14 protein-coding genes are annotated in these 15,504 nt (G+C 61.5%); 4 read left to right on the forward strand and 10 right to left on the reverse strand.

The genetic code is table 11. From position 1 onward, the window contains the following. The 8 genes from ACOYNB_RS03275 to urtA all read right to left on the reverse strand — a co-directional run. Positions 1-1,775: Ig-like domain-containing protein (locus ACOYNB_RS03275; RefSeq protein WP_422837690.1), on the reverse strand; the 1,775-nt coding region annotated here is incomplete at its 3' end. A 229-nt stretch (positions 1,776-2,004) separates the two neighbouring features. Further along, the gene (locus ACOYNB_RS03280) at positions 2,005-2,436 is read right to left on the reverse strand and encodes a DUF1841 family protein (RefSeq protein ID WP_422837691.1); all 432 of its coding nucleotides are present in this window, start codon (positions 2,434-2,436) and stop codon (positions 2,005-2,007) included. A gap of 6 nt (positions 2,437-2,442) precedes the next feature. Continuing rightward, positions 2,443-2,796 (reverse strand): FKBP-type peptidyl-prolyl cis-trans isomerase, encoded by a 354-nt coding sequence (locus ACOYNB_RS03285; protein ID WP_374259303.1) that lies wholly within the window; start codon positions 2,794-2,796, stop codon positions 2,443-2,445. Between the two features lie 102 nt (positions 2,797-2,898). After that, a complete protein-coding gene (gene urtE / locus ACOYNB_RS03290) occupies positions 2,899-3,603 on the reverse strand; it encodes an urea ABC transporter ATP-binding subunit UrtE (protein WP_422837692.1) in 705 nt (234 codons plus the stop codon). Between the two features lie 11 nt (positions 3,604-3,614). Continuing rightward, positions 3,615-4,511, reverse strand: coding sequence for an urea ABC transporter ATP-binding protein UrtD (gene urtD, locus ACOYNB_RS03295; protein ID WP_422837694.1), 897 nt, complete (start codon positions 4,509-4,511; stop codon positions 3,615-3,617). Beyond that, positions 4,508-5,644, reverse strand: coding sequence for an urea ABC transporter permease subunit UrtC (gene urtC, locus ACOYNB_RS03300; RefSeq protein ID WP_422837695.1), 1,137 nt, complete (start codon positions 5,642-5,644; stop codon positions 4,508-4,510). The genes urtD and urtC overlap by 4 nt, the downstream gene beginning before the upstream one ends. A 10-nt stretch (positions 5,645-5,654) precedes the next feature. After that, complete coding sequence (urtB, locus tag ACOYNB_RS03305) at positions 5,655-7,259, reverse strand: urea ABC transporter permease subunit UrtB (RefSeq protein WP_422837697.1); 1,605 nt, start codon at positions 7,257-7,259, stop codon at positions 5,655-5,657. Positions 7,260-7,393: 134 nt separating this feature from the next. Beyond that, positions 7,394-8,671, reverse strand: coding sequence for an urea ABC transporter substrate-binding protein (gene urtA / locus ACOYNB_RS03310; protein WP_422837698.1), 1,278 nt, complete (start codon positions 8,669-8,671; stop codon positions 7,394-7,396). 145 nt (positions 8,672-8,816) lie between these two features. Here urtA and ACOYNB_RS03315 point away from each other — a divergent pair, with 145 nt between their 5' ends. Then, positions 8,817-9,560 carry a fused MFS/spermidine synthase gene (locus ACOYNB_RS03315; RefSeq protein ID WP_422837699.1) on the forward strand — a complete coding sequence of 248 codons (744 nt, stop codon included), beginning with the start codon at positions 8,817-8,819 and terminating at the stop codon, positions 9,558-9,560. On the opposite strand, the gene ACOYNB_RS03320 is transcribed toward ACOYNB_RS03315, so the two are convergent. Both ACOYNB_RS03320 and ACOYNB_RS03325 read right to left on the reverse strand, forming a co-directional pair. Then, entirely contained in the window at positions 9,547-10,506 is a 960-nt protein-coding gene (locus tag ACOYNB_RS03320; RefSeq protein ID WP_422837700.1) for a response regulator, read from the reverse strand. The genes ACOYNB_RS03315 and ACOYNB_RS03320 overlap by 14 nt on opposite strands. Then, positions 10,499-14,038: an ATP-binding protein gene (locus ACOYNB_RS03325; RefSeq protein WP_422837701.1), complete on the reverse strand. Its 3,540-nt coding sequence runs from the start codon at positions 14,036-14,038 to the stop codon at positions 10,499-10,501. Before ACOYNB_RS03325 ends, ACOYNB_RS03320 begins: the two co-directional genes overlap by 8 nt. Before the next feature lie 83 nt (positions 14,039-14,121). On the opposite strand from ACOYNB_RS03325, the gene ACOYNB_RS03330 reads away from it, so the two are divergent. From ACOYNB_RS03330 to ACOYNB_RS03340, 3 genes are all read left to right on the forward strand, one after another. Continuing rightward, positions 14,122-14,424 carry an urease subunit gamma gene (locus ACOYNB_RS03330; RefSeq protein WP_374259004.1) on the forward strand — a complete coding sequence of 101 codons (303 nt, stop codon included), beginning with the start codon at positions 14,122-14,124 and terminating at the stop codon, positions 14,422-14,424. A 77-nt stretch (positions 14,425-14,501) separates the two neighbouring features. Further along, the gene (locus ACOYNB_RS03335; RefSeq protein WP_422837702.1) at positions 14,502-15,161 is read left to right on the forward strand and encodes a HupE/UreJ family protein; all 660 of its coding nucleotides are present in this window, start codon (positions 14,502-14,504) and stop codon (positions 15,159-15,161) included. A 32-nt stretch (positions 15,162-15,193) separates the two neighbouring features. Beyond that, a complete protein-coding gene (locus ACOYNB_RS03340; protein WP_422837703.1) occupies positions 15,194-15,499 on the forward strand; it encodes an urease subunit beta in 306 nt (101 codons plus the stop codon). Positions 15,500-15,504: the final 5 nt, after the last annotated feature.

Consider the following 15,504-nt stretch of genomic DNA (forward strand, 5'->3'; position numbering starts at 1 on the left):
GCGTCGATGCTGTAGTAACCCTTCGGATCGCTGCCTGCCGTCAGGCTGTACGTCAGCTTGTCTCCGTCTTCATCCGTCGCCGAGGCCGTCGTGATCGTTTGGCCGACTGTGGCCGTGCCTTCTGTCAGCGCCGTCGGCGTTGTCAGGCTCAACACGGGGGCGTCGTTGACGTCCACGGTGGCGGGCACGTTCACCGATTCGGTGTCCGAGGCCTGACCGTCGGTCACGGTCACGTTCACGGCCGGCAGGTCGCCACCGGCGTTCACCAGATCGGCACCCGCTTGCGTCAGCGTCACCACACCGGTGTCCGCGTCGATGCTGTAGTAACCCTTCGGATCGCTGCCTGCCGTCAGGCTGTACGTCAACTTGTCACCCTCGGGATCGACGGCGCTGGCCGTCGTCACCACGATACCCGCAGTAGCGCCGCCCTCGGTCAATTGCACAGGCGTCGCCAAGCTCAACACTGGCGCATCATTGACGCGCACCACATCTGCAACGTCTGAGCCACTCGAAGTGTGACCAATGGCATCGGTCACCTGAACCGTCACAGTCAAATTAGTCAGGTTGAGCGCATCATCATTGACCGCCGCCACGCCGGCTGCAGTCAGGACCACCTGATTGCCTGAGATCGCGAAATAGCCGTTCGCATTGTTGAGCAGTGCATAGCTCAACGTGTCGCCTGCGTCAGCATCCGCGCCAACAAACGTCGCAACAGGGGTACCCACTGTCACGGCGCCTTCTGACACATCTGTCGCTGTCACAGTGACAGTTGGTATCGCCATCTGGACACCACCCGCATCCGTGGCATGACCAACGTTGCCTGATGGATCCGACACACTGGCTGCAACCGAATAGGCACCTTCTGCAAGCGGCGTGCTCGGCGTGGCACTGTAGGAGCCGTCAGCCTGAACCACGGCGGTCAGTGTCTGCGTCGCACCCATGGCATCAAGCACAATCAACGTCACCGTGCTGCCGGCAGGTGCATCGGTGACACCAATAATGGTGGGCGTCAAATCGGCGGTGTTGTCTGGCGCATTGACCGTGATCCCCGGCGCCGTCGTGTCCACATTGCCCGCATCAATGGCCACACCCGGCACGCCTGTCGCGCTGGTGACACTCGCCTTGACGGTGTAGGGGCCCTCGGCAATATCGGTGGTGGGCGTTACAGAATAGACGCCACCGGGTTGAACCGTCGTCGTCAAAGTTTGCGTGCCGCCACCCGCATCGACAATCTGAATGGTGACCGTACTGCCTACTGGCGCGCTCGTGGTTCCATTGATGGTCGGCGTGGTGTCACTGGTGTTGTCAGGCGCGTTGACACTGACCGTTGGCGCGGTGGTATCCGCAACAGGCTGCGCCAGGATCAAACCCGTCGGCGCTGCTGAAGCACTGTCCAAACTCGACGTTCCCGCGAAGTTGAACTCTTGCTGCGCCCCGCCCACAGATTCAGCCACACGGTCAACGCGATAGCCTTCCGAGAGCGCACTCCCGCCACCACCAGTCAAACCCGCAGCAGGGGCAGCATCTTCATCTTGAGACTGCAGACCTTCAATGGCCTTGTCGATGTCACCTGCCAGCAACTTGGCCTTCGCCGCAGCAAAGCCACCCGTTTCTGGCGAAATCTGCACGATGCCGTCCTGAGTCGTCAGGATGACTTCATGCTCCTCCACCTTGTCGCCGACCTTCAGTTGCTCCATGCGACCGTCGGGCAAGCGTCGGAAGGCTTCTCCCCAGATGGCTGTGATGAATCCGGCAGATTTGACGAGGACGGGCATGGCTTGGCCTTACTGTACCTATTTGTAACAACACCAGTGTATCGACCAATTTGCTCCTAATCTTTAAAAGACAGCTGTGCTTTGCGCCAAAGATCACAGTTTTTGACGGTTCACAAACCTTTCAGACCACCGGAACCGCCTGACGCGCCAAATATCCGCGTCAAGCAAGCAGGCAGCACGCCACCTGCACCGTTCCATGCATGGCTGGATGTAACAAACAGAAGGTCAGTTAACGCGTCGCGCGCATCGACACCCGGTCGATGTAGGACTGCCCGTCAAAGGGCTTGCCGGAGCGTTGAGACTCCCAGACCATCTCGCCGAGCGCTTCCATAGCCTCATGGTGCGCCTCGTGCAGAGAGTTGCGCTTGTGCGCCAAGCGCTCCACCGCAGCCTTGATGCCGCGGGGTTGGTCGATGCTGACCTGCTCCGTGATGGACAGGTGCATCGACAGGTGCAGGAAGGGATTCGTTCTCCCCTCCTCCACGGTGTACATGGCGGCCACGGCGGCCTCCACGTCAGCCAGATCCTGATGGTATTCAGGATGCTGAACCATCCAGTCCACTGCCTGCGCTTCCAGCGGCGTCAGTGGCTGGCCAGCCAAGTGCTTGGCCCAGGCCTCACAAAAGAAACGGCGAACCTGCTCTTGACTGGGGGCAAACATGATGGATCAGACGCCCAGCAGTTCGACTTCAAACATCAGCGTGGCGTTGGGAGGGATCACGCCACCTGCGCCACGGGCACCGTAACCCAGTTGAGGAGGGATCACCAGAATGCGGGTGCCACCCACCTTCATGCCTTGCACGCCCTCGTCCCAACCACGGATCACATGACCGGCAGCCAGAGGGAATTCGAAAGGCTGACCACGATCCTTGCTCGAGTCGAACTTGGCGCCACGCACGCCGCCTTCGTACAACCAGCCGGTGTAATGCACCGACACAAAGTTGCCGGCCTTGGCTTCAGCGCCGCTACCAACGGTAACGTCTTCGTATTGCAGTCCGGAGGTGGTGGTCACGACAGCCATGGCTTGCCCTTTCAAAAAGCGACACAAAAATAAAAGAGGCCAGAGTCTAACCGCTGGCCTCTCTCCTGACACAGGCGCGGGGCATTCCGCCCTCGCCCACACTCAAATCGCCATCAACTGTCGCACGCCTTCGGCTTCCATGTCCTGCCCGCGGCCACGTTGAATCACCTCGCCACGTTCCATCACCAGATACTGGTCGGCGAGTTCGGCGGCGAAGTCATAAAACTGCTCCACCAGCACCACCGCCATCTTCTGACCGTTCAGCCCTTCATCCGCCAGCTTGCGGATCGCCCGGCCGATATCTTTGATGATGCTGGGCTGGATCCCTTCCGTGGGTTCGTCCAGGATGAGCAATTTGGGACCCGCAGCCAAGGCACGTGCAATCGCCAGTTGCTGCTGCTGACCACCGGACAAGTCACCGCCCCGGCGATGCATCATCTGCTTGAGCACCGGAAACAACTCAAAGAGTTGCTCGGGAATCGGCGTGCTGCCCGCTTTGCTCGCCAAACCCATTTGCAGGTTTTCGGCCACCGTCAGGCGTCCGAAAATCTCACGCCCCTGAGGCACATAGCCCACCCCCAGGCGCACCCGCTCGTAGGGCTTGAGCTTGTCAATGGCCTGCCCGTCCAGCTTGATCGCACCCGACTTGATGGGCACCAGCCCCATCAGGCTCTTGAGCAAGGTGGTCTTGCCCACGCCATTGCGGCCCAACACCACGGTGACCTCACCCACCTTGGCCTCGAAATCCAGCCCGCGCAAGATGTGCGAGCCCCCGTAGTACTGGTTAACGGCTTCGACTGTCAGCATCTTGTTTTCCCTTATCGGCCCAGATACACCTCAACGACCTTGTCGTTGGACTGCACCTCAGCCAGTGTCCCCTCGGCCAGCACCGAGCCCTCATGCAACACCGTGACCTTCTTCTTGGCCGCGTTGGCGCCTTGCGTGGTCAGCTCGTGAATGAACTTCATGTCGTGCTCGACCACCACCAGCGAATGCGCACCTTCCAGTGACAGGAACAGCTCCGCCGTACGCTCGGTCTCTTCATCGGTCATACCGGCCACCGGCTCATCGAGCAACAGCAGCTTCGGGTCCTGCATCAAGAGCATCCCGATTTCAAGCCACTGCTTCTGCCCGTGCGACAACAGCCCTGCTGTGCGCTGGGCCTGATCCTTCAGGTGGATCAGCTGCAACATGGCCCCGATGCGATCGAGCTGCTCACCGCTCAAGCGAAAGAACACCGACGACCGGGCACGGCGATCCGCCTTCAACGCCAGCTCCAGGTTTTCAAACACACTCAGCTGCTCGAACACCGTGGGCTTCTGGAACTTGCGGCCAATGCCGATCTGCGCAATTTCGTTTTCGCGCAGGCTCAGCAGGTCAATGGTCGACCCAAAGAACGCCGAACCACTGTCCGGGCGCGTCTTGCCGGTGATGACGTCCATCATCGTGGTCTTGCCCGCGCCGTTGGGACCGATGATGCAGCGCATCTCGCCCACGGCAATGTCCAGCGACAACTTGTTCAGTGCTTTGAAACCGTCAAAGCTCACCTCGATGTCGTCAAGGTACAGGATGCGGCCATGGGTCAGGTCCAGCTTGCCGGCTTCCAGAACGCGGCCGTAAGCGGCCTCCCGACCACCCGACTCCCCGGCGTGATCCACTGCTTTCTCAGCACGGGCTCGTACCGCCGAGCCCTCTTCCATCAGTTCGGGGGTCATGCCTTCACCTCGGCTTTCTTGTTGAACAGCTTCTTGATGCCGCCGACGATGCCGTCAGGCAGGAAGAGCGTCACGGCAATGAACAGCGCGCCCAGGAAATACAGCCAGAACTCGGGGAAAGCCACGGTGAACCACGACTTGGCGCCGTTGACAAAGAACGCACCAATGATGGGCCCGATCAGCGTGGCGCGCCCACCCACGGCCGCCCAGATCGCGATCTCGATCGACGACGCCACCGACATTTCGCTCGGGTTGATGATGCCCACCTGCGGCACATACAAAGCCCCCGCAATGCCACACATCACGGCAGACAGCGTCCAGATGGCCAGCTTGTACGCCAGTGGGTTGTAGCCGCAGAACATGACGCGGTTTTCAGCGTCACGAATGGCTTGCAGCACCCGGCCAAACTTGGTGTTGACCAACCAGCGCGCCATCAGGAAGAAGCCAATCAGCGTCAGGCCGGTGATCACGAACAGCACCATGCGCGTCGACGGCTGCGCCAGCTGGATGCCCAGAATGCGCTTGAAGTCGGTGAAGCCGTTGTTGCCGCCAAAGCCCGTTTCGTTACGGAAAAACAGCAGCATCGACGCATACGTCATCGCCTGGGTGATGATGGAGAAATACACCCCTTTGATGCGCGAGCGGAAGGCGAAGAAGCCGAACACGAAGGCCAGCAAGCCAGGCACCAGCACCACCAGCAGCATCTGTCCGATGAAGGACTCGCTCAAGGTCCAGTGCCAAGGCACCGTCTTCCAGTCCAGGAAGACCATGAAGTCCGGGATGTCCGCGCCATAGCTGCCGTCACGGCCAATCTGACGCATCAGGTACATGCCCATGGCGTAGCCACCCAGCGCAAAGAACAAGCCATGTCCCAGCGACAGGATGCCGGTATAGCCCCAGATCAGGTCCATGGCCAACGCACAGATGGCGTAGCACATGATCTTGCCCACCAGCGACAGGGCATAGTCCGACAAATGGAAGGCCGAGTCGACCGGCACCAGCAAATTCAAGACGGGCGCCAGCACCACCACGGAGATCACGGCGGCCATCACGGCCGTCCAGCCCTTGGCGCCCAGCGCACTGCCGGGCACGGTCACACCTGACGGCATGGAAGAAGTCATCACTGCACTCATGTTTGTGTCCTCAGGCTTCGGCACTGCGGCCCTTCATGGCGAACAGACCTTGTGGGCGCTTCTGGATGAAGACCACCACGATGACCAGCACCATGATCTTGGCCAGCACGGCCCCCGCCCACCCTTCCAGGAACTTGTTGATCAGGCCCAGACCCAAGGCGGCATACACCGTGCCAGCGATCTGGCCGACACCACCCAGCACCACCACCATGAACGAGTCCACGATGTAGTTCTGGCCCAGATCCGGTCCGACGTTCCCGATCTGGGACAAGGCGCACCCCGCCAGACCTGCAATCCCGGCGCCCAGCGAAAACGCCATCGTGTCCACTCGGGCGGTGTTCACCCCCATGCACGACGCCATCGGGCGGTTCTGGGTCACGCTGCGCACAAACAAGCCCATGCGTGTCTTGGCAATCAACAAGGTCATGCCCACCAGCACAGCCGCCGCAAAGGCGATGATGGCCAGACGGTTGTAAGGCAAGGTCAGGTTGCTCAGCACATCCAAGCCGCCCGACATCCAGTTGGGGTTCTCCACCTGCACGTTCTGCGCGCCAAACACCGTGCGCACCAACTGCATCAGCACCAGGCTCACGCCCCAAGAGGCCAACAGCGTTTCAAGTGGCCGGCCGTACAGGAAGCGGAACACCGTGCGCTCCAACACCGCCCCCACCAGGCCAGCTGCCAGAAATGACATCGGCACCGCCAGCAACAGATACCAGTCAAACAGACCGGGGAGGTATTGACGGAACAGGTTCTGCACCACGAACGTGGCGTAGGCACCGATCATCATCAGCTCACCATGGGCCATGTTGATCACGCCCATCAAGCCGTAGGTGATGGCCAAGCCCAAGGCCGCCAGCAGCAAAATCGAGCCCAGGCTCACGCCGGTGAACAGCACGCCAGCATATTCACCCCAAGCCAGTTGGCGGTTGACCTTGTCCAGTGCGGCCAACAAGGCGCCCTTCACGGCCGCGTCCGACTCCACACCCTCTTGCAGACGCTCCATCAGCAGCGCACGGGAATCTGGACTGGCGTCTTCGCCCAGCGCCTTCGCAGCCTCGATGCGGCGAGCAGGATCTTCGGCCGCCAGCAGGGCCTTGTTGCGCACCGCCTTGAGCTTCTTCAGCAAGGCTTCGTCCTTCTCGCTCGCCAAAGCCTTGTCAATCACGGGCAATTTGGACTCGTCAGCGGCTGCCGCCAGCGACTCAATCGCCTCGGCCCGCACCGTGGCATCCGTGGACGCCAGCTTGCCCGCTGCCAGCGCCGCCTCGATCTCGCTGCTCATGCGGTTGTTGTTGACGACATCTTCGGCATCGGCGGGCAAGGCCACCGCCTGCCCGGTCGTGGCATCCACTGCCGAGCCATCGTCTTGAATGATGTAAACCTTTTGCCCTGACACCTTGACGGCATCGCTCATCAAGGCCTGCAGCAAAGGCGTCAAAGCCGGGTCCCCTTTGGGCGCCAGCTTTTGCAACGCCACGATCCGGGCGTCGTTATCGCCACCGGAGATGGCGTAGGCCTCTTCAGCCGTCAGGGCATGGGCGGCCGGCACGGCAGCCGACAGGGCCAGAACCACCGCCGCACCCAGCGTCGATAACCAAGTATGTAATGTCACAGGTTTGTCCTGCATGGTTGAAACGGTCAAAAAAAGAGCCCCGTTGGGTACCCGCCAACGGGGCTAACCGCTCTGTTTCCACTGATGCCCGCCGTTGGCGAGGGCGGGCGCTCGCAAGAATCAACGGACCCGGATCACTTGGCTTCCGGCTCGTCCTTCTTCTTGTCGTTGCCGGGGATGTAAGGGCTCCAAGGTTGGGCCTTGACCGGACCTGGGGTCTTCCACACCACCTTGAACTGGCCGTCCGCCTTCACTTCGCCGATGAACACGGGCTTGTGCAGGTGGTGGTTCTTCTCATCCATCTTGGACATGAAGCCGCCAGGAGCCGGGAAGGTTTGGCCAGCCATGGCCTTGATCACCTTGTCCACATCGGTCGAGCCGGCCTTCTTCACAGCCTGTGCCCACATGTTGATGCCGATGTAAGTCGCTTCCATCGGATCGTTGGTCAAAGGCTTGTCCTTGTGACCCGCGATGTTGTGAGACTTCGCGTACTCGGACCACTTCTTGATGAACTCGGCATTGGTCGGGTTCTTGATGGACATGAAGTAGTTCCAGGCAGCCAGGTGACCGACCAGAGGCTTGGTGTCCACACCGCGCAGTTCTTCTTCACCCACCGAGAAGGCCACCACGGGCACGTCCTTGGCCTTCAGACCTTGGTTGCCCAGTTCCTTGTAGAAAGGCACGTTGGAGTCACCGTTGATGGTGGACACCACGGCCGTCTTCTTGCCTTCGGAAGAGAACTTCTTGATCTTGGCGATGATGGTCTGATAGTCGGAGTGACCGAAGGGGGTGTACTCCTCCATGATGTCTGCATCAGCCACGCCCTTGGACTTCAGGAAGGCGCGCAGGATCTTGTTGGTGGTGCGTGGGTAGACGTAGTCGGTGCCCAGCAGCACGAAGCGCTTGGCCGAACCGCCATCTTTGCTCATCAGGTATTCCACAGCGGGAATGGCTTGCTGATTGGGCGCCGCACCGGTGTAGAACACGTTCTTCTCGAGCTCTTCACCTTCGTACTGGACGGGGTAGAACAGCAGACCGTTGTTTTCCTTGTAGACAGGCAGCACCGACTTGCGCGACACGGAAGTCCAGCAACCGAAGGTCACGGCCACCTTGTCTTGCGTCAGCAGTTGCTTGGCCTTTTCAGCAAACAAAGGCCAGTTGGAGGCGGGATCCACCACCACGGGCTCAAGCTTCTTGCCCAACAGACCACCCTTGGCATTGATCTCGTCAATGGCCATCAGCACGGTGTCCTTCAGGACGGTCTCGGAGATGGCCATGGTGCCCGACAGGGAGTGCAGCACGCCCACCTTGATGGTGTCGGCGGCCTGAGCCAGCGAGCTGAAAGCCAGACCGGCCACACCCAGGGCAACGGCGGTCAGGGAGGCGGTAGCACTGCGACGAGAGATGTTCATTTGAGGTCGCTCCTTTGAAGCGGTGGGTTGAACGAAATCGGTATGGATTCAGTGTGCCGACCCCCTCCAAAATGAGAAATACGCCACATGGCGTACGAGCGGCGTACGCGCGGCGGACCAGGAGCGACCATGCGACACTCCCGCCATGTCTGAACACGCACGGCTGCACAGCAACAGCCAGACCCTCTCGCTGTCTTTCGAGTCCTCGCTCATCCAGAGCTGCATGCGCCTGGCCGACCCCGATGAACTGGTGCTGGACTACACCCGGGCGATGATGAGCTTTCTGCTGCTCAACTCGAATCCGGCACACATCCTGATGATTGGCCTCGGTGGCGGATCCATTCACAAATACGTGCACCGACATTTGCTCGGCACCGACATCACCACGGTCGAGATCAACCCCGGCGTGATCGACCTGCGCCAGGACTTCTGCATCCCACCAGACGACGAACGCTCACGCATCCTCTGCGCCGATGGCGCGGCGTTTCTCAGCAAGCCCTCGCAGTCTTACGACGTCATCTTGGTTGATGGCTTCACCGGAGAAGGCATCCCTGACGCACTGTGCTCGCCCGGCTTTTACCGTCGCGTGCGGGCAGCTCTCTCCCCGCAGGGTGTGATGGTGGCCAATGTGCAGGCTGATACCGAGCAAACGCGCGAGATCCTCAAACGTGTGGGGCGTGTGTTTGACGGCGCCGTACTGTCCTTCGAGTCCGACGAAGGCGGCAATGACATCGTCGTGGCCAGTCAGGTCGACACCCTGTGGCGCGCCGCAGAGGGTTTTGAGGCACGCTGGTCTGAACTGGCTGCCATTCACCAGACCACACTGGCTGTGGCCTCGACGCGGCTACAGCGGGCCCTGCAGAAGGTGCCCAGACCTAACGCGCCTTGAGTTGCACCACGCGGCTCAAGGCCAGCCCGGCGGCGGCCGTGCGAGTCTCCACACCCATCTTGGCAAACACGCTTTCCAGCTGTTTCTTGACCGTGGCCGGGCTGCTGCCGAGGATGTCGCCAATGTCGCGGTTGGTCTTGCCCTTCACCACCCAGTACAAGACTTCGCCTTCTCTGGCGGTGAGCTTGAACTCCTGACTCAAGGCATCCATCGCAGCCAGGTCAGAGCTTTCCTGCATCACCAGCAACCACTCGTCGTCGCCGGTAGGCTGATGCAGCACAAAGCTGAGGCGATTGTTGCCCTGATTCACCGCCCACTGCGGCTGCGTGACCGCACCTTGCGCCTGGGCTACATCCTGCTCAAAGCGCGGCACCGCCAAGCGCAACCAGTCCATCAACTCGGCCGGCGCCACCGATTCAGGCGAATCGAAGTACCGCTGCAACAGACGCCGCGCCAAAGGGGTTTGCCACAGCACCCGCCCGTCAGACAAACGCACCGTGAGCGACGCATGCCCAAACGCATCCAGCGCATTGCGCGCCTGCCGAGCCTGCCGGGCGCTGGCCATGTGGGCCTCGATGCGCACCAGCACCTCTCGGGGACGAATGGGCTTGACCACATAGTCCACGCTGCCCGCCTGAAAGGCAGCCACCACGTGCTCGGTCTCGGTCAGCCCGGTCATGAACACGATGGGGATGTGGCTGGTCTCTGGCTGCGCCTTCAGGCGTCGGGCCACCTCAAAGCCATCCATGCCGGGCATGACCGCGTCCAGCAAGATGATGTCGGGCACCGACTGGCTGGCACGCTGCAGCGCGGCCTCGCCATGGGTGGCCACCAGCACGGTATAGCCCGCTTCATCCAAGGCATCGTGCAGCAGGGACAAGTTGTCCGGCACGTCGTCGACGATGAGCACCACGTCCGTGCGGCTTCGGTCTAATCGTTCAAACATGGTGGGTCACCGCGTCCGCCGGCGGTGCCTGCTCAATGAGTGATTTCAAAATATTGGCCATCGTTTCCAGTTGAAACTGCTTGGCCAGCCCACGCATCCTGGCCACAAAGGGGGCACATTGCGGCTCAGCCGCCTCCATCTGGTCCAGCATTTTGTGCACCCCTCGGACATAGCCGGTGTGCACCTGATCTTCCAACTGCCGAAGGGCCTCCAGATTGGGCAACACCTGCGCTTCTGCGGGCGCAGAGGCCGGCAGGGGCACCGACGACCGCTCGGCCATCACCCACTCCAGATTCAGCCTTCGCCCCAGCCAGTCCAGCAACTCACTGACCCGAACGGGCTTGACCAAGAAGTCGTCAGGCGTGATCCCCACGTCGTTGTCCAAGGTCTTGTCAAACGCATTGGCCGACACGATGGCAGCGGGCGCTGTGCTCAAGCCCTCGTCCTGAATGGCTTTCAACGTGGCCCAGCCATCCAGGCCCGGCATGGCCAGGTCCATGAAAAAGGCATGCGGCAAATCGGCTGCGCGGGCCAGCCTCAGCGCCTGCAGACACGCCACCCCGGATGCATGCGCCTGCACCTCGAAGCCCAAGGGCTCCAGGATGCGAACGAGCAAGCCACGGTCGGCCTCTTCGTTGTCCACCACCCAAATGCGTTGACGCGCGCCGGCATACCCGGTGCGCACACCCGTTTGCACCTTGCGCACCACCTCTGCGCCGCGCACCTCCGGCAAAAAGAGTCGGATGCGGAAGCAGGTGCCCTTGCCTACTTCGCTGCGCACGCTCATCTCGCCGCCCATCAGGTCGGTCAGCATCTTGCTGATGGTCAGCCCCAGGCCGGTACCGCCCACAGACTGCCCCGCGGCCGACGACCCACGCGCAAAAGGCTCAAAAATCTTCTCGACCTCTGCGGGTGCAATGCCCGGGCCGGTATCGGTCACCTCTACCAGCGCGATCTCACGGGCATAACGCACCTTGAGCGTCACCTGCCCCACCGTGGTGAACTTGACCGCATTGCCCACCACATTGAGCAAAATCTGCCGCACCCGGCGCTCGTCCGCTCGCACATACTCGGGCAAAGACGGATCGATGTCGGCCACAAAGGTCAGATGCTTGGCTTGAGCCTGATGCTCGATCAGCCCGGTGATCTGATGCAGCAAGTCGCCCAGTCTGACCGGTTTGACCTCCAGCGTGAGCTTGCCGTTTTCAATGCGCGCGATGTCCAGCGTGCCCTCGATCAACGACAGCAGGTGGTCTCCACCTCGCTTGATCACGCCCACAGCCTGTTTGACGTTGTCAGCCAGCTTGGGGTCTTCATCCAGCAGCTGCGCGTAGCCCAAGATGCCATTGAGAGGCGTGCGCAACTCGTGGCTGATGGTGGTGATGTAGCGACTCTTGGCCTGATTGGCCTGCTCCGCAGCGCTCTTGGCATCCTGCAGCTTCTGGTCCGTGATGCGGTGAGACTCGATCTCCTGCACCAGCAAATGGGTCTGCCGGTTGGACTCCTCTTGGGCCACCTGCCGGCTCTTGTGCGTCAACACCAGCCACCAGGCCACCACCCCCACCACCAGCAACAAGGCAGCAAAGACCTTGATGAAGGCTGCCTGCAGCACCTGCGTGGCTGCACCCGTGGCCGCGACCGGCAAGGCGTCCAGCTCGCGCAGTTGCTGCTGATAGACCAGACCGAAAACCCCCGCCAACAGCGGCCCCAGCACGAGCATGACCAACAGAAAGTGCCCCAACTCGGTGTCGAGCCGCTGCCACAGCGCCTGAGGCATCAACGCACGCCCCAGTGATCGCCATTCTTCCCCCCAGCGCGCATGGGGTTTGCACAGGTCCTGGCAACGCGCATCCAGCGAACAACACAATGAGCAGATGAAGCCCTGGTAGGCCGGGCACTGCGCCACGTCTTCCGCCTCGTATTCCTGTTCGCACACGGTACAGCGGTGCAAGGCCTTCAGCTTGATGACACGACTCAAAGGACGCCCCTCGTGCTCATCGAGCGGCGCCGGCTGTCGTGCCAGGTAATACCTTCCCCGAGTCGCCCAGGCGAGCAACGGCGCGGTGACAAATGCCACCACCATGGCCATCACTGCAGAAAAGGCCTGCGCCAATTCGCCCAGCCAGCCCACGTAGGCCATGACCGACACCACCGAGGCCAGTCCCATCGCACCCACGCCCACCGGGTTGATGTCATACAGGTACGCGCGCTTGAACTCAATGCCCTTGGGCGACCACCCCATGGGTTTGCTCACCACCAGGTCCGCCACCACAGCCATCATCCAGGCAATGGCCAGGTTGGAATACAAACCCAGCACCTTGCCCAGCGCCTGAAACAGGTTCAACTCCATCAACAGCAAGGCAATCACGGCGTTGAACACCACCCACACCACGCGCCCGGGGTGGCTGTGGGTCAAACGGGCAAAGAAGTTGGACCACGCCAGTGACCCGGCATACGCGTTGGTCACATTGATCTTGATCTGCGAGATGACCACGAAGGCCGCCACCGCCGCCACCGCCCAGGTCGGGTTGGGAAACACCTTCTCCCACGCCACCAAGTACATCTGATTGGGGTCCACTGCCCGCTCAACCGGCACGGCATACGAAATCGCCAGCCACGCCAGCAGCGCTCCGCCCAACATCTTCAACACACCTGGGATGACCCAACCCGGCCCCCCGATAAAGACGGCGGTCCACCATTTGGCCCTTTCGCCCTCGCGCGATTCGGGCATGAAGCGCAGGTAGTCCGCCTGCTCGCCCATCTGCGTGATCAGCGCAATGCCCACGGTCAAGGCCGCACCAAAGGACTTGAGGTCGAAGCCAGCGTGTGTGCCGTCTGCGCCGGCATAGGCCATCAAGTCCTGCACCACATTCGGATGCGCATGGAACACATACACATAGGGTAGCACCAGCATCACCAACCAGATGGGCTGCGTCAGCCACTGCAAGCGGCTGATGATGGTTACCCCGTGCGTCACCAGCGGGACCACCACCAGCGCACAGATCAGATAGCCCCACGCCGGCGGCACATCAAAGGCCAACTCCAGGGCGTAGGCCATCACCGCGGCTTCCAGCGCAAAGAAAATGAAGGTGAACGAGGCGTAGATCAGCGACGTGATGGTGGAGCCGATGTAGCCAAAGCCCGCCCCCCGCGTCAGCAGGTCCATGTCCAGCCCATGTCGGGCGGCATACACACTGATGGGCCCCCCCGCCAGCAAAATGATCAACCCGGTGGCCAGAATGGCCCAGAAGGCGTTCACAAAGCCGTGCTCCACCAGCAAGGTGGCCCCCACGGCCTCCAGCACCAAAAACGACGCCACCCCAAAAGCCGTATTGGCCACCCGCCACTCACTCCAACGACGCGCCGAGCGGGGCGTGAACCGCAAGGCATAGTCCTCCATGGTCTCGCTCGCAACCCAGGTGTTGTAGTCCCGGCGAACCTTGACCACACGCTGCAAGGCCTCCTGCTGGGTGGCAGCCTCGCCCTCCCCCGGCACATCGGGGGCTAGACGAAGCGGGTCTGGGTTTTGCATAGTGATGTTCATAGCGCGCCTTGAACACCGCAAGTTCAATGCCGACGCAACCGTCGCCCCCCCAGGCGTCAAGGACACAGCACATGGATCTCAGCCCACGCGAAAAAGACAAGCTCCTGATCTTCACCGCCGCCCTGTTGGCCGAACGCCGGCTCGCTCGTGGCCTGAAGCTCAACTACCCAGAGGCCGTCGCCCTTATCACTGCCTTCATCATGGAAGGCGCACGGGATGGCAAGAGCGTGGCCGAGTTGATGAGTGACGGCAAAACGGTACTCAGCCGCGATCAGGTCATGGAAGGCGTTCCGGACATGATTCCCGACATTCAGATCGAGGCCACCTTCCCGGACGGCACCAAGTTGGTGACCGTGCACCAACCCATTGCATGACGCCACGAATCAGTCAAGCGTCCATTGCACCACTTTCGTGCATTGAATCCATTCATTGACCAGACAGACCCAACACCATGACGAGCATCCTGAATCGCCGCACCGTATTGACGCTGGCCGGTACCGCCGCTGCCCTGGCCTCCCCCTTGGCCATGGCGCACCTTGGTGCAGAGGCAGGCGTGCACAGCCACCATGCCGATCTCCTCAGCAGCTTGGCCGAGGGCGCCATTCACCCTTTCACCGGACTGGACCACCTGGCCGCCATGCTGAGTGTCGGACTATGGAGCACCTTGTCCGCCAGATCCGAACGCATGGATCGGCGCACCCTGTCGGCCCCCCTTGCCTTTGCAGGCACCATGCTGATGGGTGGCGTCCTGGGCGCCATGGGCATTCAGACCCCCGCGGTGGAACCCATGATCGCCGCATCTCTGCTGGTGATCGGCCTTCTGGTGGCCACACGCCTGCACCTGTCCACGCTGCTGGGCGCCGCGTTGATGGCCATGTTTGCCCTGTACCACGGCCTGGCGCACGGCGCAGAACTCTCGGGTCACATGGGCGCGGCCCTTGCCGGCATGGTGATCAGCACCCTGATGCTGCATGGCACCGGCATGTGGATCGGCCAACATCTCCAACAGTCTCAACGCACCCCTGCCAAGTGGCTGGCGCGCGCTGCGGGTGCCGCGGTGGCACTCCTGGGCGGCTCTTTGCTGATGCCCGCGATGGCGACCGTTTTGTGATCTGAACAACCGACACCTCCACAGGAATCCCCATGATCCCCGGTGAACTGCTCACGGACGGCCCCGATCTCGCCATCAACGAAGGTCGGCGCACGCTCACCCTGGTTGTTGAAAATGCAGGCGACCGCCCGATCCAGGTTGGCTCGCACTACCACTTTGCCGAAACCAACGCCGCCCTGCGCTTTGACAGGGAGGCCGCCCGCGGCATGCGTCTGAACATTGCCTCGGGGACCGCCGTGCGCTTTGAGCCTGGCCAACAACGCACCGTCGAACTGGTCGACTACGCCGGCGGTCGTACCGTCTACGGCTTCCGTGGCTTGGTGCAAGGCCAACTCTGATTCGC

The organism is Aquabacterium sp., from assembly GCF_049317225.1.
Lineage (GTDB): Bacteria > Pseudomonadota > Gammaproteobacteria > Burkholderiales > Burkholderiaceae_C > Aquabacterium.